The sequence below is a fragment of the Nonomuraea ferruginea genome (genome assembly GCF_039540635.1).
Classification (GTDB): domain Bacteria; phylum Actinomycetota; class Actinomycetes; order Streptosporangiales; family Streptosporangiaceae; genus Nonomuraea; species Nonomuraea ferruginea.
In genome coordinates this window covers 405318-426225 of record NZ_BAABFD010000004.1, presented here as the reverse complement: position 1 = coordinate 426225, position 20908 = coordinate 405318, and the positions used below count along the sequence as shown (strand labels likewise).

The following is a 20908-nucleotide window of genomic DNA, read 5'->3' as shown; positions in this document are numbered from 1 at the left end:
CCATGAACGAGCCGGCGATTCGGCTATCGAAACTGGTGAAGGTCTTCGGCGAGACCCGCGCCGTGGACGGACTCGACCTGGAGGTGCCGGCCGGCGCCGTGTACGGGGTCCTCGGACCCAACGGGGCCGGCAAGACCACCGCCGTACGCATGATCGCCACGCTGCTGCGGCCCGACGGCGGCGAGGCCACCGTGTTCGGGCACGACGTGGTGCGCGAGGCCGACGCGGTCCGTTCCCGCGTCAGCCTGACCGGACAGTACGCGTCGGTCGACGAGGAGATGACCGGGGCGGAGAACCTCATCCTGCTGTCCCGGCTGCTCGGCCACCGCAAGCCTGCGGCCAGGGACAGGGCGGCCGAGCTGCTGGAGGCGTTCGGGCTGACGGACGCCGCCGGGCGGCAGGTCAAGACGTACTCCGGCGGCATGCGGCGGCGGCTCGACATCGCCGCCAGCATCCTCAGCACGCCGGACCTGCTCGTCCTCGACGAGCCCACCACCGGGCTCGACCCGCGCAGCCGCAACCAGGTGTGGGACATCGTGCGCGTCGTCGTCGCGCACGGCACCACGGTGCTGCTCACCACCCAGTATCTGGAGGAGGCCGACCGGCTCGCGTCCAGGATCGCGGTCATCGACCACGGCCGGTTGATCGCGGAAGGCACCCCGGGCGAGCTGAAGTCGTCCGTCGGCGCGGGCTCCGTGCACGTGCGGCTGCGCGAGGCCGCCGACCGCCCGGAGGCCGAGCGGCTGCTCGCCGAGGCCCTGGACGCGCCCGTCCACCTGGAGGCCGACCCGGTCGCGCTGACCGCGCGCATCGGCGACGGCCGGGACGAGGTCGCCGCGGCGCAGGCCTCGGCCGCCCTGGCCCGGCTCGCCGGGGCGGGCATCGTCGTGGACGACTTCTCCCTCGGCCAGCCCAGTCTGGACGAGGTCTTCCTGGCACTCACCGACCACCCCGCCACCGAGGAGGCAGCGGCATGACCACCACCGCGGAGACCACCGCTTACGTTCCCACCCCCGGCATGCTCTCCTCGGTCCTGGCGCCGGCGACCAGGCCGCCCCGGCCGAGCGCGCTGTCGGCGTCGGTCACGTTCGGCTGGCGGGCGATGCTGAAGATCAAGCACGTGCCCGAGCAGCTCTTCGACGTGACCGCGTTCCCGATCATGATGACGCTGATGTTCACGTACCTGTTCGGCGGGGCGCTGGCCGGCTCGCCGACCGAGTATCTGCAGTTCCTGCTGCCGGGCATCATGGTGACGAGCGTCGTGATGATCACCATGTACACCGGTGTCGAGGTGAACAAGGACATCGAGAAGGGCGTCTTCGACAGGTTCCGCACCCTGCCGATCTGGCGGCCGTCGACCATGGTCGGCTACCTGCTGGGCGACATGCTGCGCTACATCATGGCCTCGGTGGTCATCCTCTGCGTCGGCCTGGTCATGGGCTTCCGTCCGGAGGGCGGTTTCGTGGGGGTGATCGCCGGGATCGCGCTGCTGCTGGTCTTCTCGTTCGCGTTCTCGTGGGTGTGGACGATGTTCGGGCTGCTGCTGCGCAGCGAGAAGTCGGTGATGGGGGTCAGCATGCTGGTGCTGTTCCCGCTCACGTTCCTCAGCAACGTGTACGTGGACCCGTCGACGATGCCGGGCTGGCTGCAGTCCTTCGTGAACGTCAACCCGATCACCCTGCTGGTCTCGGCGGTCCGCTCCCTGATGGGCGGAGCCCCCGACACCGGCGCCGTCACCGGGGTGCTGGTGGCCTCCGCGCTCTTCGTCGCCGTCTTCGGCGCGCTGACCATGAGGCTCTACAACCGCAAGTGACCACCCGCACGGCCCGGCCCTCTTCCAAGGGCCGGGTCTTTTCTTTTATTATAGTAATGATTCGACGTTAGGAGTGGTATGCGGGCGGGCAGGATCGGCACGGTGCACTGCTACGGCAGGTTCGCCGTGGACGCCGTGTCCCGGGCGGGAGCCGTGCTCGGGGACCGTGAGGTGGTGGCCTGCCGCACGCCGGAGAGCTTCCTCGCCGAGCTCGACCGGGTGGAAGCCGTGCTGGGGCTGGGGATGCGGGTGCCCGACTGGTCCGTGGCCCGCCGGCTGCGGCTGATCCACCTCGTGGGCTCGGGGGCCGACAGCATCCTCCCGGCGGCCGGGCTGTCGCCTGACGTGCGGGTGGCCGCCGCCAAGGGGCTGTCCGCGCCGGCGATGGCCGAGTTCGCCGTGGCCATGCTCCTCGCGCTGGCCAAGCGGCTGCCCGAGGTGCTGGCCAGCCAGCGGTCGCGGGCGTGGGAGCCGCATCATCCCGTCGTCCTGTCCGGGGGGACCCTCCTGGTGGCGGGGGCGGGGCCGGTGGGGCGCGAGGTGGCCCGCCGCGCCAAGGCGCTGGGCATGGACGTGATCGGGGTGCGCAACGGCCCGGACCCGGTGCCGGAGTTCGACGAGACGCATCCCGCCGGGCGCTTCGCCGAGCTGGCCGGGCGGGCCGACGCCATCGTCCTGGCCGTCCCGGCGACCCCGCTGACCCGCCACCTGCTGGACGGGAAGGTCCTGGACCGGTGCCGGCCGTCGTGCCTGATCGTCAACGTGTCGCGCGGCGAGGTGGTGGACGAGCGCGAGCTGGCCGGCCGGCTGCGCGCGGGCTCGATCGGCGGCGCGGCGCTCGACGTGTTCGAGAAGGAGCCGCTGCCGCCCGTCAGCCCGCTGTGGGACGCGCCCGGCGCCATCCTCACCCCGCACGTCTCGTGGAGCTCCCCCGGCTACGGCAGGCAGGTGGTCGAGCTGTTCGCCCGCAACCTGGAACGGGTCGAGCGGGGTGAACCGGTGGTCAACCCGGTCGACCTGGCGCGCGGATACTGAGCCCATGATCCCCTCCTGGTTCCGCGACGCGCTCGCCCATCCGGTCGACACCGGCGAGGTGACCGTCGCCGGCGTGCCCATCCGCTACCGGGCCTGGGGCGCGGCGGGACGCCCCGGCATCGTGTTCGTGCACGGCGGCGCGGCCCACAGCAGGTGGTGGGACCACATCGCGCCGCTGTACGCCGGCGGCCACCGGGCCGTCGCCCTCGACCTGTCCGGGCACGGCGACAGCGGCCACGCCCCGCGCTACGGCCACGACACCTGGGCCGAGCAGGTGCTGGCGGTCGCGGCCGACGCCGGGATCACGGGCCCGCCGGTGCTCGTCGGGCACAGCATGGGCGGGCTGGTCTGCCTCCGCGCGGCTCTCTCGTACGGGCCCGAACTCGGCGGCGTGGTCAGCGTGGACTCGGTCCTGCGCGAGGAGGCCGACACCCCGGCGCACGTGGCGCGGCGGCAGGAGGCGCTGCGGCGGCCGCGCCTCTACCCGACCAGGGAGGAGGCGGTGGCGCGCTTCCATCCGATCCCGGAGGTCGGGCGGGCGCACCGGTTCGTCGTCGACCATCTCGCCGAGACCTCCGTCAGGGCCGTCGAGGGCGGCTGGACGTGGAAGTTCGACCCGCTCCTGTTCGGCCAGCCCAGGCTCACCATGGAAGAGCTGTTCCCGCCGGACTGCCCGGTCGCGCTCATGAGGGCCGGTGACGGCCTGCCGCCGCCGGAGATGACCGCCGCCATGCACCGGCGGCTGGGCGTCTCGCTGCCGGTCGTCGAGATCGCCGACTGCGGCCACCACGTCATGCTCGACCAGCCGCTGTCCTTCGTCGCCGCGCTGGACGGGGTGTTCGCGGGCTGGGGCCTCTCGACGACGCCCGCCAGGACCGACCAGGAAGTGTGATGACATGACAGGTCTGCCGGAGCGGCTGGAAGCGGTCCTCGACGTGGACACGGACGCGCGGGCGCTGGAGCTGGACGGCCGGTGGTGCGCGTGGGGCGACCTGGCCGCGGGCGCCCGCGCGCTGGACGAGCGGCTGCGGGCGGTCGGGGCGCCGGAGGGCGCGCGGGTGGGCGTGGTGATGCGCAACCGGCCCGGCGTCGTCGGGGCGGTGCTCGGGTCGCTGGCCGGGCGTTACTGCGTCGTCTCGCTCAGCCCCGTGCAGCCGGCGGACGCGCTGGCGAAGGACGTCGGTGACCTGGATCTGGTGGCGGTGGTCGCCGACGCGGCCGACTGGGAGTCGGAGAGCCTGGTGACGGCCGCCCGGTCGGCCGGGGTGCTCGGGCTGTCCGTGCCCGCGTACGAGCCTGGCACGGTCACGGTGGTCACCGGGTGCGCGCTGGACGCCGGGGAGATCGCGGCGCGGGCGCTGCCCGGGGTCGCGGTGAGCATGCTGACGAGCGGCACCACCGGCCCGCCCAAGCGCGTCCCGGTCGGCTTCCGCAACCTGGAGGCCAGCTTCGCCGGGGCCGCGCACTACGAGTCGGGACGGCCGTGGCGGGCGCGGCTGCGCTCCGGGGTGGCGATCGTGGTCGCGCCCATCCTGCACACCAGCGGGCTGTTCCGGCTGCTGCTCAACCTGTTGGAGGGGCGGAGCGTGGCGATGCTGGAGCGGTTCACGGTGGACGGCCTGGTGCGGCTGGTGACCTCGTACGACGCGCGGGTGCTGGCGCTCACGCCGACCTCGCTGCGGATGGTCCTGGACGCCGGGGTCGATCCGGCGGTGTTCGCCGGGGTCCGCGCGGTGGTGTGCGGCACCGCGCCGCTCAGGCCGGAGGTCGCGCGCCGGTTCGAGGACGTCTACGACGTCGCGGTGCTGGTCACGTACGGGGCGACCGAGTTCGCCGGCGGCATCGCGGGCTGGACGATGAAGGACTGGGAGCGCCACCGCGACGCCAAGTGGGGCAGCGTGGGCCGGGTGCATCCGGGGGTGGGCGTACGGGTGCGCGACCCGGAGACGGGCGAGCCGGTGCCCACGGGCGAGGTCGGCCGGCTGGACGTGCGCACGCCGCAGTCGCCGGACCCCGACCGCTGGCAGGAGACCACCGACCTGGCGCGGGTCGACGAGGACGGCTTCCTGTGGGTCGTCGGCCGGACCGACGACGTGATCATCCGGGGCGGTTTCAAGGTGTCGGCGGGCGCGGTGGCCGAGGTGCTCAAGGAGCATCCCTCGGTACGCGACGCCGCCGTGGTCGGCCTGCCCGACCAGCGGCTCGGCGAGGTGCCGGTCGCGGCCGTCGAGGTGGCCGACGGCGCCGCCTTCGACCCGGCCGAGCTGGAGACCTGGGCGCGCGCCCGGCTGACGCCTTACCAGGTGCCGGTCCGCTTCGTCCCGCTGGACGCGCTCCCTCGTACGCCGTCAATGAAGGTGAGCCAGGAGCGCCTGAAGGCACTCCTGGCATCCGGCTCGTGATCGTCAGGTGATCCGCTCGAAGACGGCGGCGATGCCCTGGCCGCCGCCGATGCAGAGAGTGGCCAGGCCGTAGCGTTGCTCGCGGCGGTGCAGTTCGCGGGCGAGGGCGCCGACCATGCGGGTGCCGGTGGCGCCGACCGGGTGGCCGAGCGAGATGCCGGAGCCGCGCGGGTTCGTACGCTCCAGGTCCTTCTCGCCGAACCGCCACTCGCGCATGACCGCGAGGGCCTGGGCCGCGAACGCCTCGTTGAGCTCGATGAGGTCCATGTCGGCCAGCCGCAGCCCGGCCCGGTCCAGCGCGACGCGGGTGGCCGGGACCGGCCCGATGCCCATCCGGTGCGGCTCGACCGCGCCGACTCCCGACGACACGAGCCGCACCAGCGGGCGCAGGCCGAGCGCCGCGGCCCGGTCGAGGGTGGTGACGACGCAGAGCGCGGCGGCGTCGTTCTGGCCGCTGGCGTTGCCCGCGGTGACCGTCGACTCGGGGTCGGCGGCGGCGCGGATGGGGCGCAGCCGGGCCAGTGACTCCAGCGTGGTATCGGCGCGCGGGTGCTCGTCGCGGTCCACGGTCGTCTCGCCGCCCTTGACGGGGACCGTGACCGGGATGATCTCCTCGGCGCTCCTGCCGTCGCGCTGCGCCTCGACGGCCCGCCGGTGCGACAGCAGCGCGAGCTCGTCCTGCTCCTCGCGGGGGATGGCGTACTCGCGGCGCAGGTTCTCCGCCGTCTCCAGCATCCCGCCGGGCACCGGGTGGTGGCGGCCGCCCGCGGTGACCCGGCCGCGCTCCAGGCTGTCGTGCAGCTGGACCCCGCCCTGCCGGGCGCCCCACCGGAGGTCGAAGGAGAAGTGGGCGGCGTTGCTCATGCTCTCGACGCCGCCGGCGACGACCACGTCGGCGTTTCCTGTCGCGACCTCCCTGGCCGCGTACAGGATCGCCTGCAGGCCGGAGCCGCAGCGCCGGTCGACGGTGAGCCCCGGCACGGTGACGGGCAGCCCCGCGTCCAGCGCGACGACGCGGCCGATGGCCGGGGCCTCGCTCGTCGGGTAGCAGTGGCCGAGCACGACGTCGTCGATCGCCTCGGGCTGGAGTCCGGTGCGGGCGAGCAGCCCGCGCAGCGCCTGGGCGCCCAGCTCGGGGGCGGGGAGCGCCTTGAGCGAGCCGCCGTAACGGCCGATCGGGGTCCGCACCGGCTCGCAGATCACGGCGTCACGGGAGCCGGTCATCGGGTGGCCACCTCACGCATCAGATTCCTGGCGATGATCAACTTCTGCACCTCGCTGGTCCCTTCGTAGATGCGGTAGAGCCGGGCGTCGCGGTAGAGGCGCTCGACCGGCACCCCGTGCATGTAGCCGCTGCCGCCGTGGATCTGCACCGCGCGGTCGGCGACCCGGCCGGCCATCTCGCTGCAGAACAGCTTCGCGCTGGACGGCCCGATCCGCCGGTCGGTGCCGTCGTCGTAGGCGCGGGCGGCGGAGAGCACGAGCGCGCGGCCGGCCATCAGCTCGGTCTGCGAGTCCGCGATCATCGCCTGCACCTGCTGGAAGGTGCCGATCACGGTGCCGCCCTGCTTCGCCGACGCGGCGTACCGCACGCTCTCGTCGACCAGCCGCTGCGCCAGGCCGACGCAGCAGGCCGCGATGTGCAGCCGGCCCTTGGCCAGCGAGCGCATGGCGGCGGCGAACCCTTCGTTCTCCACCTCGCCGATCAGCCGCGAGGCGGGCACCCGGACACCGTCGAAGTGGATCTCGCTGGTGTGGGAGCCGCGCTGCCCCATCTTCTTGTCCCTGGGGCCCACGGTCACACCCGGCGTGCGCGTGTCCACGGCGAAGACCGAGATGCCCTTCGGGCCGGCCTCCCCGGTACGGGCGAACACCATGAGGACGTCCGACCGGTCGGCGTTGGTGATGAAGCGCTTGTGGCCGTCGATGACGTAGTCGTCGCCGTCGCGCACGGCGCGGGTGCGCAGGCCGCTCGGGTCGGACCCGGCCTCCGGCTCCGTCAGCGCGAACGAGGCCACGCACTCCCCCGCCGCCATCCGCGGCAGGAACTCCGCCTTCTGCCGCTCGGTGCCGAAGTTGACCAGCACCTGCCCGGCGATGCCGTTGTTGGTGCCGAACATCGAGCGGAACGACGGGGTGGTGTAACCGAGCTCCATGGCCAGGCGGGCGTCCTGCTCGGCGTCGCAGCCGAGCCCGCCGTACTCCTCGGGGACGGTGTAGCCGAACAGGCCCATCCCGGCGGCGGCGCCGCGGATCCGCTCGGGGATCTCGTCGGTCTCCTCGATCACGTCCTCCGCGGGCACCACGACCTCGCGTACGAACTCCCGTACGGTGCTCAGAACGGCGGCGAAGTCCCCGCTGTCCATGTGTCGTCTTCCTTTCTCACGTCACCTGCCCATGCAGGCGTCCTTGATCCGCTCCAGGTCGTCGATCTCGGCCACCGGGGAGCTCACCACGACCTTGCCGACGTCGATCACCGTCACGTGGTCGGCGACCTCGACCGCGGCCTCGACCGCCTGCTCCACCAGCACGATCGCCAGCCCCGACGCCTTCAGCTCCGACACCCTGGCCATCACCTCGGCCACCACCGACGGCGCCAGGCCGCCGGACGGCTCGTCGAGCATGAGCAGGCGCGGCCTGGCCATCAGGGCCTGCCCGATGGCGACCATCTGCTGCTGGCCGCCGGACAGCGCGCCCGCCGGGGAGTCGCGCTTCTCGCGCAGGATCGGGAACAGCTCGTGGATCCGGTCCAGCTCGCCTTCCAGCGCCCTGCGGCGCAGGCCGAGGCTGTAGCCGCCGAGGAGCAGGTTCTCCTGTACGGACTGCTCCCGGAAGACCCGCTTGCCCTCCTGGACGTAGCTGATCCCGAGCTTGACCCGGGCGTGCGCCGGAACGGAGGCCAGCGGGCGGCCGTCGTAGACCAGCTCGCCGCCGTGCACCGGGTTGAGCCCGGCGACGGCGCGCAGCGTGGTGGTCTTGCCCGAGCCGTTGCGGCCGAGCAGCGCGGTGACCTGGCCGGGCCTGGCCTCGAACGAGACGTCCCAGACCGCGCGCAGGTCGCCGTAGCCGGTGGCGAGGCCGGCCACGGTCAGCAGGGCGTCGCTCATGCGTGTCCCTCCTTGCCGGTGGTGACCGAGTCGTCGGTCACGCCGAGGTACTCGTCGCGCACCCGCGGGTCGGCCTCGATCTCGGCCGGGGTGCCGGAGGCGAGCACGGAGCCGCGGGCCAGCACCACGATCTCGTCGGCCAGCGACAGCACCAGGCCGAAGTTGTGCTCGACCAGGATGACCGTGCAGCCCGCGTCGCGGATCCGGCGGATGAGCGCGGCCAGGGTCTCCACCTCGGCCTCGTCCAGCCCGGAGGCCACCTCGTCGAGCAGCAGCACCTTGGGCTCGGCGACCAGAGCCCGCGCGACCTCCAGCAGCCTGCGCATGCCGAGCGGCAGCGTGGCCGCCTCGGTGTCGGCCAGGTGGCCCAGCCCGACGAGCGCGAGGGCCTGGCCGGCCTGCTCACGGTCGCGCCGCTGGACCCGGCGGAAGCGCCGGGTGCGCAGGATCGCGCCGCCGAACGAGGCGGGCTCGGCGGTGTAGCGGCCGGAGGCCACGACGTCCCTGACGGAGATGCCGGGCGGGATCAGCGGGGTCTGGAACGTCCGCGCCACGCCCAGCCTGGCGATGGCGTGCGTCGCCGCCGTGCCGATCTCCTTGCCGTCCAGCGTGATCGTGCCCGCGTCCCTGCGGTAGTAGCCGCAGACGAGGTTGAGCAGCGTGGTCTTGCCGGAGCCGTTGGGGCCGATCAGGGCCGTGACCCGGCCGGGTTCGGCACGCAGCGCCGCGTTCGTGAGCGCCTGGTTGCCGCCGAAGGCCTTGGCCACGCCGGTGACCTCCATCGTGCCGCCGGTGATGGGCGCGATCTCCGTCTCCGTGCCGGCCTTCGCGCCGGGCAGCACGCCGGCGGCCCGATCGAGACGGGCGGCCAGCTTGCGTGCCGCGCCGGCCACGCCGCCGCTCATCAGCACGCCGCCGATCAGGAGGAACAGGCCGAAGAACACCAGCGAGTACTCCTGGAAGCTGCTCGACTGGGAGTTGCCGTACTCCACGACTCCCGCGCCGAGCAGCGCCCCGTACACGCTGACCGAGCCGCCCAGGATGGAGGCGGCCAGCGCGCCGGTCGCGACGTGGAAGCTGAAGGCGTCCAGCGAGACGAACAGGTCCAGGTTGGCGAAGAGCGCGCCCGCGAGCCCGGCGGGGACGGCGCCGATCGCGTACCCGGCCAGCTTGGTGCGGAAGACGGACATGCCGACCGACGACGCCAGCACCGGGCTCTGCTTGAGCACCTGGAAGGCGATCCCGTGCCGGGAGGCCACGATGTTGCGGAACGCCGCGAACCACAGGATCGTGACCGCGACCACGCAGAAGTAGAACTCCTCGGGCCCGAGCTGGTAGCCGAACAGCGTGGCGGGCGGGATGCCGGAGAGGCCGTGCGCGCCTCCGGTGTGCTCCTCCAGGATCGTCACCACGTCGGGCACCAGCAGCACCAGGAAGAACGAGGTCATGGCCAGCGACCAGGAGCCCAGCCGGAGCCCGGGGATGCCGGTGAGGATGCCGACGACCAGCGCCGCCAGCCCCGCCACGAGCAGGTGGACCAGCAGGTCGGTGGTCCCGGCCTTGGAGATGATCGCCGCCGTGTAGGCGCCGGCCGCGTACATGGCCACCTGACCGATGGCGAGCTGGCCCGCGTACCCGAGCGACAGGTTCAGGCCGCTGACGATGAGCGCCATGATGAGCGTCAGCTCCACCTGCCGGGTGAGCCCGTAGTCCGCGCCCAGGAACGGCAGCGCCAGCAGCAGAGCGCCCAGCAGCGCCGGGTACACCCACGACGGCACCGCCCGGAGGGCTGCCCACGCCTTCAACGTCGTCACACCGCCCGTTCCTGGACCTTGCCGAACAGACCCGTGGGCCGGATCATCAGCACCAGCAGGAGGATCGCGAAGACGCTCAGGTTGCTGAACTCCGAGCCGAGGTAGCGGGCCGCGTGCTCCTCCACCAGCCCGACGGTGAAGCCGCCGGCCAGCCCGCCGTAGAAGCTGCCGAAGCCGCCGATCGCCAGCGCCACGAAGCCCTTCAGGGCCAGCGCCGAGCCGAGCGTCGCGACGGCGAACGTCTTGGGGCCGATGAAGAAGCCCATCAGCCCGGCGAGCAGCCCGGTGACGGCGAACGCGGCGAAGGCCAGCGTGCGCACGTTGACCCCGCGCAGCACGGCCGCCTCGGCGTCCTGCGACATCGCGACCACGGCGAGGCCGTTGAGCCGCCTGCGGGTGTAGAGGTGGATGCCCACCACGAGCAGCACGGCCATGGCGATCAGGCCGAGCTCGAAGGTGTACACCCGGCCGCCGGCGAGCGTGATCGCCTCCTTGGAGCCGATGAACGGCACCTCCAGCGGCTGGGTGCCCCAGATGAGCTGGGCCAGGCCCGTCAGGACCGTGCCGAAGCCGAGCGTGGTGATCAGCTGGGTCTGGTGGTCCGCGACGGGCCGGACGGCGACGCGCTCCAGGATGGCGGCGATGAGCATGACCACGGCCATCGTCAGGAGGATGACGGCCGGCGCCGGGAGCCCGAACGTGACGTGGCCGGCGTAGGCGACGAAGGCGCCGATCATCATCAGCTGGGCCTGCGCGAAGTTGAACGACCGCGAGGCCACGTAGACGATGTTGTAACCGATGGCCACGAGCGCGTACACGGCTCCCAGCGACAGCCCTGCGTAGACGAGCGTCACTTGGACGCGCCCATCTGGCCGTTGACGATCGGGGCGGGGTCCACGAACGTGTGGGTGCCGCGCGCCAGCTTCGGCTCGTGCGACTCCGCCGAGTACGGGTAGCTCGCGTAGACCGCGGTGCCCGCGTTGCCGTTGACCTCCGGCTTCTCCAGCGACTTGGCGATGGCCGCGGCGTCGGTGCTGCCGGCGTCCTTGGCCCCGGCGGCGATGAGCAGGACGCCGTCGTAGCCGAGGACGTTGACCATCGCGCCCTTGATGCCGCCGAGCTCCTTCATCTTCGCGACGGCCTTGTTCGTGGCCTCCGCCGCCGGGTCGTAGACCGTGGCCGCGTTCACCTCGATCTTGAGATTCTTCACCTCGGCCGAGCCCAGCAGGCCCTCGGGGGGCTCCTGGGTGACCAGCGGGGTCGAGGCGACCGACGTCTCACCGAGCAGCGGGACGTCCCAGCCCAGCTTGGTGATGCCCTTGAGCACGTACCCGGTGGGGGCGCCGTAGGCGTTGAAGACGACCACGTCGGGGTCGGCGTCGCGGAGCGCGGAGATCTGGGCGGTCATGTCGAGCGCGGCGGAGTCGTACTCGACCTTGCCCACGACCTCGTAGCCGTTCTCCTTGAACACGGTCTCGGACAGTTCGCCGAAGTTCTTGGCGTACGGGGAGTTGCCGTGCAGGATGCCGATCTTCTTGTAGCCGTTGGACTCGAACACCGGCAGGTAGTCCTCGACCACCACGCGGGGTGAGGCGGCCAGGTTGAAGGCCAGCGGGTGCTGCTTGGGGTCGGCCGTGTCGTCGATGTTGGCCGAGTTCATGAACAGGATCTTGTTCTGGTTCAGGATCGGCGCGACCGCCGAGCTGACCTGGGTGCCGGCCGTCACGATGTAGGCGTCGGGCTTCTCCTTGGCGAGCTGCGCGCGCAGGCCGGACACCGCCTTGGTGGGGTTGGCGTTGTCCGGCGACTCGATGAGCTTGATCTGCCGCCCGTTTACGCCACCGGACTCGTTGACCGTCGCGACGCCGGCCTTGACCGAGTTCACGCCGGTGATGAGCTGGTCGGTGACGGGCCCGGCATCGCTGCCGGCGCTCACCATGATCACGTAGGGGGCGTCGTCCGCGCCCGCTGTCCCGGCTTCCTCTGCGGCGGCGCCGCATGCCGGGAGCGCGAGCAGGGCGGCCGCCAGAACCGCCCACCTCGCCCGGTGGCCCTTCATTGAATCAATCCAATCTTATCTATGATTGAATCCTAGTAAGAGAAGGCTGGCACAAGGGTCTCTCCTTGGCAATGGGGCGACGGTGAAAAGGTCAGAGTGCCGCGCGCAGGTCGCGCCTCAGCACCTTGCCGCTGGCGTTGCGGGGCAGCTCCTCGACGAACTCGACCGTACGGGGGACCTTGAAGTTGGCCAGCCGCTCCCGCGCCCAGGAGATGATCTCCTCGCCGGTGGCCTCGGCGTCGCGCCGGCGCACCACGTACGCCCTGGCCACCTCGCCGAGCCGGGCGTCCGGCACGCCGACCACCGCCACCTCGGAGACCGCCGGGTGGCGCGCGAGCGCCTGCTCGACCTCGGCGGGCGAGACGTTGAACCCGCCGACGAAGAAGAGGTCCTTGATCCGGTCGGTGATCTTGAGGTTGCCGTCGGCGTCGAGCGTGCCGACGTCGCCCGAGTGCAGCCAGCCCTCCGCGTCGATCGCCTCCGCCGTGGCGGCGGGGTCCTCCCAGTAGCCGGGGGTGACGTTGGCGCCGCGGATCAGCACCTCGCCCGGCTCGCCCGGCGGCAGGTCGCGGCCCTCGGCGTCCACGACCCGCAGCTCGACGCCCGGCAGCGCGCGCCCGTTGGTGCGGGCGATCACGTCGGCGGAGTCGCCCGCGCGGCACATCGTCGCGGTGCCGAAGCACTCGCTCATCCCGTACGCGGTGATGAAGTGCTCGAACGGCAACTCGGAGCGGGCCCGCTCGACCAGCGCCACCGGCACGACGGCCGCACCGGTGGCGGCCACGCGCAGCGACCCGAGGTCGAAGGACTCCCGGCCGGGGCTCTCCAGCAGCGAGTAGTAGATGGTGGGCGGCCCGTTCATCACCGAGATCCGGGCGGACTCGATGATCCGCATGACCTCCACCGGGTCGAACACGGCGAGCGGCACGATCGTCAGCCCGTTCATCAGGCTCGTGATGATGCCCGCCTTGTTGCCGCCGGTGTGGAAGAACGGCAGCGACACCAGGTAGCGGTCCCCGGGCCGCAGCCCCCAGATCCGGCCGTACGCCGCGTACAGGTCCAGGCAGGTGCCGTGCGGGATCGTCACGCCCTTGGCCCGGCCGGTGGTGCCGGAGGTGAAGATGACCTCGCTCAGGTCGGCGGGGTCCACGGCCAGCGCCGTCTCCCTCGCGGTCTCCGGGCTCACCGCCGCGCCGCCCGCCAGGAAGTCGCCCCAGCTCCCGCCGTCGAGCATGTCGACCACGGCGAGCTCGCCGAGCGCGGGCTCGTCCCCGTCACGCTCCCGCAGCGCCGCCGCGTAGTCGTAGCCGAGGAAGCCGTTGTCCAGGAAGACCGCCTTCGCCCGGACCCGGCCGAGGATCTCCCGGGCCTCGCGGCCGCGGTAGCGGGTGTTGAGCGGGACCACGGTGGCGCCGGCGCAGTGCAGGCCCAGCGAGGCGACGATCCAGCGGTGGGTGTTGGGCGCCCAGATGCCCACCCGGTCGCCCGGCCGGACGCCGAGCGCGATGGCGCCGCGCGTCACCTCCAGCGCCGCGGCCAGCAGCTCCCGGTACGTCAGCTCAGTCTCGCCGTCGATGACCGCCGGCCGGTCGCCGAACCGTTCGACCCCGGCCATCAGCATGCGCGGAACGGTCCGCTCCGTGTCCATCAAGGCCTCCTATTTCCCGGTGAACTTCGGCTCGCGCTTCTCCACGAAGGCGCTCAGGCCCTCGCGGAAGTCCTGGGCGCGGGAGGAGACCTCCAGCGCGAACGCCTCGGCCGGCAGCTGCTCGCGGAGCGCGGCGTCGGCGGCCTGGTTGATCAGGGCCTTGGTGAGGCCCAGCGCCACCGTCGGCCCGGCCGCCAGCCGGGCGGCGAGCGCGCCCGCCGCCTCGTCCGCCCGGCCCGGCTCGACGACCTCGTGCACGACGCCCCACGCGCTCGCGGTGTCGGCGTCGAGGCGCTCGCCGAGCATGAGCAGGCGGCGGGCGCGCAGCGGGCCGACCGCGCGGGCGGTCAGCCAGGTGGCGCCGCTGTCCGGCGTCATGCCCCGGGTGATGAACGGCTGCCAGAAGGTCGCCGTGGTGTCGGCGACCACGAAGTCCGAGGCCAGGGCGAGCTGGAAGCCGATCCCGACCGCGTACCCCGTGACGGCGCACACCACCGGCACCTGCAGCTCGCACAGCTGGGGGATCAGCCGGTGGGCCTGCGACGGCAGCCGCCGCTGGATCGCGCCCGGCCTGGGCCGGCCGCCGGAGCCCGCGTTGCGCGCCACGATGTCGAAGCCGCTGCAGAAGTCGCCGCCCTCGCCCGACAGGAGTACGGCGCGTACCCGTTCGTCGTTATGGGCCAGCTCCAGGGCGTCGATGACGGCGCGCAGGGAGCGGTCGTTGAGCGCGTTGCGCCGGCGCGGGTCGGCCAGGCGCAGGGAGAGCACGCCTTCGGAAAGCCCTGTGACCAGGCCTTCCACAGCGGGATACTCGCTATACATGCAAGCATTATAAAGATGCACTCTTTGATCCCGTCACTCCTACGTATAGATGTTACTATCTTTGTAATGATTGCGTTTCATGGAGAGGACGCGGATGAGCACGAGCGTTCCACGGGGGGACGGGCAGGCCACCGGGCCGGCCGGGCGATCGCTGACGGAGCTCCTCGACGAGCTGCCCGCGCTCGACGAGGCCACCGTCGTGCATTCGACCAGCAGCACCCTGACCCTGGCAGAGCTGCGCGCCGCCGTGTCCCGGGTGGCCGGCGAGCTGACGAGGGCCGGGGTCCGGCCGGGTCATCCGGTCGGGGCGCTGGTCGGGTCCGGCGCCTCCGGCGTGGTGGCGATGTTCGCGGCCTGGCGGGCCGGGGCCGTCTACATGCCGGTCAACCACCGCATGACGGGCCACGAGGTGGCGGCGCTCATTGACGACACCCCCGTGTGCCTGCTCCTGGGCACCACCGGGGACCTTGAGGGGCGGGACGCCGGCATCGGCGTCGTGGAGCTCGACGAGACCACCTGGAGCGCCCGCACCCGCAGGCCCGTGCCGGCGGACGCGACCACGTACGACGACGACATCGCCCTGGTGCTGCGCACGTCGGGGACGACCGGCAAGCCCAAGGCGGTCCTGCTGCGCCACGACGGCACGCTGGACGCGCTGGACGCGAGCCTGCGCAAGCTGCGCCGGCGGAGCTCGGGGCCGCGCGAGCCCCGGGCGGAGCTGCGGGCCAACCTGATCCCCCTGTCCCTGGCGCTGTGGGCGGGGATCTTCAACACGCTCTTCTCGTTCCGCGCCGGGTTCGGCGTGGTGCTGCTCGACCGGTTCACGCCGGAGGAGTTCGCCAGGGCGGTGCGCGAGCACGAGCTGACCTCGACGGTGCTCGCGCCCGCCATGATCACCATGCTCAGCGAGGCGGACGGGGTCGACACCCTGGAGCCGCTGCAGATCGTGCGCTCCATCACCGCGCCGCTCTCCCCCGCCGTCGCCCAGCGCTTCCACGACCGGTACGGCGTGCTCGTGCTCAACTCGTACGGGCAGACCGAGCTCGGCGGCGAGGTCGTCGGCTGGACGATCGAGGACATCCGCACCTACGGCACGGAGAAGCTCGGCGCGGTCGGCCGCCCCTACGACGACGTGGACGTCCGGATACTCGACGAGCACGACCAGGACCTGCCGGCGGGCGAGCCGGGCCACATCCACGTCCGCTCCCCCTACCGCATGCGCGGGTACGCGGTCGCGGGCGACGAGGACGCCGACCGGATGCTCGACGGGTTCCTGCGCACCGGCGACGTCGGCCGGCTCGACGCCGACGGGTTCCTGTGGATCGAGGGCAGGGTCAGCGACATGATCAACCGGGGCGGCCTCAAGGTCTTCCCCGACGAGGTGGAGGAGGTGCTGCGGCGCCACCCCTCGGTGCGCGACGCGGCCGTCGCGGGCGTGCCCGACCGCCGGCTCGGCGAGGTGCCCTGCGCGTGGATCGTGCCGGTCGACGGCGAGGTGGACGAAGGGCAGCTGACCGCGTGGTGCCGGGAGCACCTGGCGCCCTACAAGGTGCCGGTGTCCTTCGTCGCCGTCGACGCCATGCCGCGCAACGACGTGGGCAAGGTGCTGCGCCGCCAGTTGCGGACAAGCGCCCCGCCCAAGGAAGTTATGCTGTAGTCATAAAGATTGTAAGATTGACAGCGGTGTCGCGAGCGCCTGTCCGGCGCCTCGCCCGCTCCCGGAAACCATAGGAGAGAAGAGGCACGCGTGCGACAGCTACGACAGCCGCGTCTCGCCGAGATCGTCGCCGCGAAGCTGCGCGACGACATCCTCTCGGGCCGGCTCACCGAAGGAGACAGCCTGCCCAGGCAGGAGCATCTCTTCACGGAGTTCCGGGTCAGCCTGCCGGCCGTGCGCGAGGCGATGCGCATCCTGGAGACCGAAGGGCTGGTGTCGGTGCGCCGCGGCAACGTCGGCGGCGCCGTCGTCCACCTGCCCACTCCGCAGCGCATCGCCCGCACGATCAGCATGGTGCTGCAGACCCGCCGCACCACGATGTCCGACGTGAGCGGGGCGCTGCTGAGCCTGGAGCCGACCTGTGTCGCGCTCTGCGCCGCCCGCCCCGACCGGGCCGAGACCACCGTGCCCGAGCTCCGCAAGGTCATCGCGGAGCAGCAGGCGGCGTTCGACGACGCGGAGCAGTTCCCGCTGCTGGCCCGGCGCTTCCACGAGAAGATCGTCGAGACGTGCGGCAACGAGACGATGATCGTCATCATCGGCTCGCTGGAGCTCATCTGGACCGCCCACGAGTCCACGGTGTGGGGTGACGTCCCGGCGGGCGACGACACCGACTCCCCCATGGCGCGCAAGTCGCTCAGGGCGGCGCTGCGCGACCACGAGAAGATCGTCGACGCGATCGAGGCCGGCGACGGGGCCCGCGCCGTCAAGCTGGCCACCGCCCACCTGGACGCGACGCGGAGCTCCAGCCTGGGCGCCTCGCAGAACGACCTGGTCAACACCGACCTGCTCGACAACATCGACTACGGCACGCGCTGACCTCACACGGAAACGGCCGCCGGTCTCCCGGCGGCCGTTTCTCGTCCGTACGGGTCAGGCCGCGCCCACGGCCTCGGCCCTGAGCGTGTCGTCCACGAGCTTGTCGGCCGGGAGCAGATCGGTGTAGGTGAGGATGCCCTCGACCTTCACGAACATCTCCTGCATCTCGGTCAGCGTGCCCTCGTTGATGGCCAGGCTGCTGTCGAAGGCGTAGAGACCGCCGCCGCTGATGGTGTTCTCCGGCACCTTCATGAAGTCGGCCAGCATCTTGACGATCTCGGCGTCCTTGCGCCAGTCACCCTCGAACCGCTTGGCCGCGCAGGCGTTGGCCTTCAGGAAGCTCACCCCGGTGGCCCGCTCGGTCTTCAGCAGCTTGGTGCCGAAGATGATGCCGGCCGTGGTGCTCGATCCGTACGCCTTCTTCGAGTCGACCAGGGCGTGCGCCACGTCCTGGTCGATGGCCTTCTGGGTCTCGGGCGCGAACAGCAGCGCGGCCTCCACGCCGCCGTTCTTGAGCGCGGGCACCATGTCGGAGCTGCCGAGGGTGACCAGCTCGACGTCGCCGAAGCTCAGCCCGCCGGCTTCGAGCGACTTGCCCAGCAGGTAGGAGGTGGCCGAGCCGACGGAGCCGAGCAGGGCCACCCGCTTGCCCTTGAGCTCCTCCACCGACTTGATCGACTTGGCGCCGAACAGGCCGCTCGGCGCGGCCTCGCCCTCCGGCGTGTTCACCGAGCCGAGCGAGGCGACCATCTTGAGCTCGGCGCCCTTCGCGACCTGGTTGAACATGCCGGCCGACGGCGAGCCGACGTAGGCGTCGAGCTTGTCGGTGGCGAGGAAGGCGATCGCGTCGGCCGGGTTCTTGATGGGCTCGAACTCGATGGTCAGGCCCTCGTCGCGGTAGCACCCGAGGGCGTCGGCGACGAAGGCCGGGCCCAGCGAGGTGCCGGAGATGTAGCCGACTTTGAGCGTGCGGGTGGTGTCACTGGCGGGCGTGCCGGTCTCCTCCTCGGCGCCGCAGGCGGTCAGCGCGCCGAGGGCGAGGATGGGGAGGGCGAGCGCGGCCATGACGCGCCTGCTCAACGAGAGCCGTGCGGTCACGGGTCGTTCCTTTCGATCGGCCGGTGGGGGGAAGTCACCGGTTCCAGGGGGTGAGCAGCCATTCGACGCCCCGGAGCACCAGGCCGACGATCACGCCGATCAGCGAGATCGAGACGATGCCCACGTACATGTGCTCGGGGACGCCGAGGTTCCACGAGTTCCACACGAGGAATCCCAGGCCGGCGTCGGCGGCGACGAACTCGGCGCCGACGATGACGATGACGGCGAGGCCGGAGGCGATGCGCATCCCGGTGAGGGTCTGCGGCAGCGCCGCCGGCAGCGTGATGTGCACGAGCGTGGACCAGCGCGAGGCGCCGCACGAGCGCCCCACGTCGTGGTAGCGGGGGGAGACGCTGCTGACCGCGTCGATCGTGTTGATGAGCACGACGAAGAAGCAGGTCAGCGCGACCAGGAGGATCTTGCTGGTCTCGCCGAGGCCGAAGATGAGCAGCAGCAGCGGCAGGATCGCCAGCTTCGGCACCGTGTAGAGCGCCGAGATCGTGGGTTCGAGCGCCACCCTGAGCAGCCGTACGGAGCCGATCACCATGCCGAGCGCGACCGCGCAGGACGTGCCGAGCAGGTAGCCGGAGACGATGCGGCTCAGGCTGGCCAGCACCGACTCCTGGTAGACGCCGCTGGCCAGGAGATCGGCCCAGGAGGCCGCGATGTCGCTGGGCGGGGGGAAGTAGTTGCTCTCCAGCACCCCGGCCCCGGCCAGCAGCTGCCACAGGCTGATGAGCGCGACCGGCACGAGGATCGCCAGGCCGCGCTCCATGAGCGTGCGGCGGCGGGCGTAGCCGCGCGGGTCGAGCTCGGCCGGTCCTGGGGCGATCGTCCGCCAGGTGCCGGTGCTCTCGACGGCCTCCTGGTCGCGGGTGACGGGGCTCATGCGGGCTGGAGTTCCCTTCGCAGTCGGTGCCAGATCTCGTCGCGCAGGGCGGCGAAGTCGGGCGAGGCGCGGATCTCGTCAGGGTGCCGCGGCCGGTCGAAGGGCACGTCGATCACCGTGGCGATCCGGCCGGGCCGCGCGCTCATCACCGCGATCCGGTCGCCGAGCAGCAGCGCCTCGTCGATCGAGTGGGTGACGAAGACGACCGTGTTCTGGTTGGCCTGCCACAGGTCCAGCAGCTTCTCCTGGAGCAGCAGGCGGAGCTGGGCGTCGAGCGCGGCCAGCGGCTCGTCCATGAGCAGCGTCTCGGGCTCGACGGCGAGCGCCCTGGCGATCGCGACCCGCTGCTTCATGCCGCCGGAGACGGTGTCCGGGTACGCGTTCTCGAAGCCGGACAGGTCGAGCTGGGCGAGCCAGTGATCGGCGATCTCCTTGGCCCGCGCCCTCCGGACTCCGGTCTGGAGCAGCGGGAAGATGACGTTCTCCCTGATCGTCTTCCACGGGAAGACGGAGTAGTCCTGGAAGACCACGGCCGACAGGGATCGGGACGGGTCGTCGTGCCGCATGTCGATCGTGCCGCTGGACGGCCGCTCCAGCCCGGCCATGACCCTGAGCAGGGTGGTCTTGCCGCAGCCCGAGGGGCCGAGCAGGCACAGGAACTCGCCGTCGTGGACGTCCAGCACGATCTCGTCCAGCGCGCGGACGGAGCCGGCGCCGCTGGAGAAGACCTTGCCGAGCTTGCGCACGGCGATCTTCACGGGCTGTGTGGGCGGCATGCGAACGCCTTTCTGAGCGCTGCCATCAGCACTGATCTAATACTCAATCATTAATAAGATACGCAAAGCATGGGTCAGCGACAAGGCCGTTGCCCCGGTTAAGGCCAACCCGTAACCTTCCGATCCACGGCCGCTCACCCGCCCAGCACCTCGTCCGACACCCGCGACTCGACGGCGTACGCGTCCGCGAGCGTGCCGCGCACGCCCTCACCCACGGCGCGCTTGATCCCGCGCACGGCGGCGGCCGGGTGGCCGGCGATCAGCTCGGCCAGGTCGAGGGCGCGACCGAGCGCGGCGCCGTCCGGCACCACCTCGCCGACGAACCCCCACGCGCGCATCCGCTCCGCGCCGAAGCGCTCACCCGTGAGCATCACCTGCATCGCCGCCGGGTAGCCGATCTGCCGGGGCAGCCGGGCCACCGACCCGCCACTCGCGATGAACCCGTGCCGCACCTCCGGCAACGAGAACAGCGCCGACTCCCCGGCGATCCGGATGTCGGTCGCGCCCGCCAGCTCCATCCCGGCGCCGAAGCAGATGCCCTCGATCGCGGCCACGACCGGGACCTCCAGCACCACGTCACGCAGCAGCGCGTGGTGCACATCGGCCCACACCGCCGCGGCGGGCCCGCCGGCGTCGGGCGCGGAGGCCCCAGCGGAGGACCGGCCACCGCGGATCGCCGCGGCGACGTCGGCGGAGAACGTTGCGAGGTCGGCGCCGGAGGAGAAGTCGCTCCCGCCCGTCACCACGACGACCCCCGCGCCGGAGGCCGCCACCTCCCGCCAGGCGGCGGCCAGGTCGCGGAAGCCCGCCAGGTCCAGCGCGTTGCGGCGGGCGGGACGGTCGAGTGTGACGAGACGGACGCGCGGCCGGGGCTCGGACACCACGATCATGAGCACTCTCCTCTTATGA

General features: G+C 72.0%; 19 protein-coding genes. 7 read left to right on the top strand and 12 right to left on the bottom strand.

Features of this window, described 5'->3' with window-relative positions; genetic code table 11:
- Positions 1-2 precede the first annotated feature (2 nt).
- The 5 genes from ABD999_RS10810 (at position 3) to ABD999_RS10790 (ending at position 5250) form a co-directional block, all read left to right on the top strand.
- Positions 3-977: an ATP-binding cassette domain-containing protein gene (locus tag ABD999_RS10810; RefSeq protein WP_148035394.1), complete on the top strand. Its 975-nt coding sequence runs from the start codon at positions 3-5 to the stop codon at positions 975-977.
- Positions 974-1813, top strand: coding sequence for an ABC transporter permease (locus tag ABD999_RS10805; protein ID WP_219542931.1), 840 nt, complete (start codon positions 974-976; stop codon positions 1811-1813). Before ABD999_RS10810 ends, ABD999_RS10805 begins: the two co-directional genes overlap by 4 nt.
- Before the next feature lie 78 nt (positions 1814-1891).
- Complete coding sequence (locus ABD999_RS10800) at positions 1892-2848, top strand: D-2-hydroxyacid dehydrogenase (protein ID WP_271277348.1); 957 nt, start codon at positions 1892-1894, stop codon at positions 2846-2848.
- 4 nt (positions 2849-2852) lie between these two features.
- Entirely contained in the window at positions 2853-3740 is an 888-nt protein-coding gene (locus ABD999_RS10795; protein WP_271277347.1) for an alpha/beta fold hydrolase, read from the top strand.
- A gap of 4 nt (positions 3741-3744) precedes the next feature.
- Entirely contained in the window at positions 3745-5250 is a 1506-nt protein-coding gene (locus ABD999_RS10790) for a class I adenylate-forming enzyme family protein (RefSeq protein WP_271277346.1), read from the top strand.
- A 3-nt stretch (positions 5251-5253) separates the two neighbouring features.
- On the opposite strand, the gene ABD999_RS10785 is transcribed toward ABD999_RS10790, so the two are convergent.
- The 8 genes from ABD999_RS10785 to ABD999_RS10750 form a co-directional block, all read right to left on the bottom strand.
- Positions 5254-6474: an acetyl-CoA C-acetyltransferase gene (locus tag ABD999_RS10785; protein WP_271277345.1), complete on the bottom strand. Its 1221-nt coding sequence runs from the start codon at positions 6472-6474 to the stop codon at positions 5254-5256.
- Complete coding sequence (locus tag ABD999_RS10780) at positions 6471-7616, bottom strand: acyl-CoA dehydrogenase family protein (RefSeq protein ID WP_148035400.1); 1146 nt, start codon at positions 7614-7616, stop codon at positions 6471-6473. The genes ABD999_RS10785 and ABD999_RS10780 overlap by 4 nt, the downstream gene beginning before the upstream one ends.
- A gap of 21 nt (positions 7617-7637) precedes the next feature.
- Positions 7638-8357, bottom strand: a complete 720-nt coding sequence (locus tag ABD999_RS10775; RefSeq protein ID WP_271277344.1) for an ABC transporter ATP-binding protein — start codon at positions 8355-8357, stop codon at positions 7638-7640.
- Positions 8354-10171, bottom strand: coding sequence for a branched-chain amino acid ABC transporter ATP-binding protein/permease (locus ABD999_RS10770; RefSeq protein WP_271277343.1), 1818 nt, complete (start codon positions 10169-10171; stop codon positions 8354-8356). The genes ABD999_RS10775 and ABD999_RS10770 overlap by 4 nt, the downstream gene beginning before the upstream one ends.
- A complete protein-coding gene (locus tag ABD999_RS10765; RefSeq protein ID WP_271277342.1) occupies positions 10168-11025 on the bottom strand; it encodes a branched-chain amino acid ABC transporter permease in 858 nt (285 codons plus the stop codon). Before ABD999_RS10765 ends, ABD999_RS10770 begins: the two co-directional genes overlap by 4 nt.
- Positions 11022-12230 (bottom strand): ABC transporter substrate-binding protein, encoded by a 1209-nt coding sequence (locus ABD999_RS10760; RefSeq protein ID WP_271277341.1) that lies wholly within the window; start codon positions 12228-12230, stop codon positions 11022-11024. The genes ABD999_RS10765 and ABD999_RS10760 overlap by 4 nt, the downstream gene beginning before the upstream one ends.
- Before the next feature lie 91 nt (positions 12231-12321).
- The gene (locus ABD999_RS10755; protein WP_271277340.1) at positions 12322-13878 is read right to left on the bottom strand and encodes a FadD3 family acyl-CoA ligase; all 1557 of its coding nucleotides are present in this window, start codon (positions 13876-13878) and stop codon (positions 12322-12324) included.
- Positions 13879-13887: 9 nt separating this feature from the next.
- A complete protein-coding gene (locus ABD999_RS10750; RefSeq protein ID WP_271277339.1) occupies positions 13888-14700 on the bottom strand; it encodes an enoyl-CoA hydratase-related protein in 813 nt (270 codons plus the stop codon).
- A gap of 94 nt (positions 14701-14794) precedes the next feature.
- Here ABD999_RS10750 and ABD999_RS10745 point away from each other — a divergent pair, with 94 nt between their 5' ends.
- Both ABD999_RS10745 and ABD999_RS10740 read left to right on the top strand, forming a co-directional pair.
- Positions 14795-16357: a class I adenylate-forming enzyme family protein gene (locus ABD999_RS10745; protein ID WP_271277338.1), complete on the top strand. Its 1563-nt coding sequence runs from the start codon at positions 14795-14797 to the stop codon at positions 16355-16357.
- Between the two features lie 90 nt (positions 16358-16447).
- Positions 16448-17236 (top strand): FadR/GntR family transcriptional regulator, encoded by a 789-nt coding sequence (locus ABD999_RS10740; protein WP_148035408.1) that lies wholly within the window; start codon positions 16448-16450, stop codon positions 17234-17236.
- Positions 17237-17290: 54 nt separating this feature from the next.
- On the opposite strand, the gene ABD999_RS10735 is transcribed toward ABD999_RS10740, so the two are convergent.
- From ABD999_RS10735 to ABD999_RS10720, 4 genes are all read right to left on the bottom strand, one after another.
- On the bottom strand, positions 17291-18334 hold the full coding sequence (locus ABD999_RS10735) for an ABC transporter substrate-binding protein (RefSeq protein ID WP_219542914.1): 1044 nt from the start codon (positions 18332-18334) through the stop codon (positions 17291-17293).
- A 34-nt stretch (positions 18335-18368) separates the two neighbouring features.
- Positions 18369-19223: an ABC transporter permease gene (locus tag ABD999_RS10730; protein WP_148035410.1), complete on the bottom strand. Its 855-nt coding sequence runs from the start codon at positions 19221-19223 to the stop codon at positions 18369-18371.
- The gene (locus ABD999_RS10725) at positions 19220-19999 is read right to left on the bottom strand and encodes an ABC transporter ATP-binding protein (RefSeq protein WP_148035411.1); all 780 of its coding nucleotides are present in this window, start codon (positions 19997-19999) and stop codon (positions 19220-19222) included. The genes ABD999_RS10730 and ABD999_RS10725 overlap by 4 nt, the downstream gene beginning before the upstream one ends.
- A gap of 134 nt (positions 20000-20133) precedes the next feature.
- On the bottom strand, positions 20134-20889 hold the full coding sequence (locus ABD999_RS10720) for an enoyl-CoA hydratase/isomerase family protein (protein WP_271280448.1): 756 nt from the start codon (positions 20887-20889) through the stop codon (positions 20134-20136).
- Positions 20890-20908 lie beyond the last annotated feature (19 nt).

What these genes read in the sequence shown, in the direction of transcription:
- ABD999_RS10810 (WP_148035394.1), top strand. Translation starts at nt 3, where the DNA reads ATGAACGAGCCGGCGATTCGGCTATCGAAACTGGTGAAGGTCTTCGGC.
- ABD999_RS10805 (WP_219542931.1), top strand. Translation starts at nt 974, where the DNA reads ATGACCACCACCGCGGAGACCACCGCTTACGTTCCCACCCCCGGCATG.
- ABD999_RS10800 (WP_271277348.1), top strand. Translation starts at nt 1,892, where the DNA reads ATGCGGGCGGGCAGGATCGGCACGGTGCACTGCTACGGCAGGTTCGCC.
- ABD999_RS10795 (WP_271277347.1), top strand. Translation starts at nt 2,853, where the DNA reads ATGATCCCCTCCTGGTTCCGCGACGCGCTCGCCCATCCGGTCGACACC.
- ABD999_RS10790 (WP_271277346.1), top strand. Translation starts at nt 3,745, where the DNA reads ATGACAGGTCTGCCGGAGCGGCTGGAAGCGGTCCTCGACGTGGACACG.
- ABD999_RS10785 (WP_271277345.1), bottom strand. Translation starts at nt 6,474, where the DNA reads ATGACCGGCTCCCGTGACGCCGTGATCTGCGAGCCGGTGCGGACCCCG.
- ABD999_RS10780 (WP_148035400.1), bottom strand. Translation starts at nt 7,616, where the DNA reads ATGGACAGCGGGGACTTCGCCGCCGTTCTGAGCACCGTACGGGAGTTC.
- ABD999_RS10775 (WP_271277344.1), bottom strand. Translation starts at nt 8,357, where the DNA reads ATGAGCGACGCCCTGCTGACCGTGGCCGGCCTCGCCACCGGCTACGGC.
- ABD999_RS10760 (WP_271277341.1), bottom strand. Translation starts at nt 12,230, where the DNA reads ATGAAGGGCCACCGGGCGAGGTGGGCGGTTCTGGCGGCCGCCCTGCTC.
- ABD999_RS10755 (WP_271277340.1), bottom strand. Translation starts at nt 13,878, where the DNA reads ATGGACACGGAGCGGACCGTTCCGCGCATGCTGATGGCCGGGGTCGAA.
- ABD999_RS10750 (WP_271277339.1), bottom strand. Translation starts at nt 14,700, where the DNA reads ATGTATAGCGAGTATCCCGCTGTGGAAGGCCTGGTCACAGGGCTTTCC.
- ABD999_RS10745 (WP_271277338.1), top strand. Translation starts at nt 14,795, where the DNA reads ATGAGCACGAGCGTTCCACGGGGGGACGGGCAGGCCACCGGGCCGGCC.
- ABD999_RS10730 (WP_148035410.1), bottom strand. Translation starts at nt 19,223, where the DNA reads ATGAGCCCCGTCACCCGCGACCAGGAGGCCGTCGAGAGCACCGGCACC.
- ABD999_RS10725 (WP_148035411.1), bottom strand. Translation starts at nt 19,999, where the DNA reads ATGCCGCCCACACAGCCCGTGAAGATCGCCGTGCGCAAGCTCGGCAAG.
- ABD999_RS10720 (WP_271280448.1), bottom strand. Translation starts at nt 20,889, where the DNA reads ATGATCGTGGTGTCCGAGCCCCGGCCGCGCGTCCGTCTCGTCACACTC.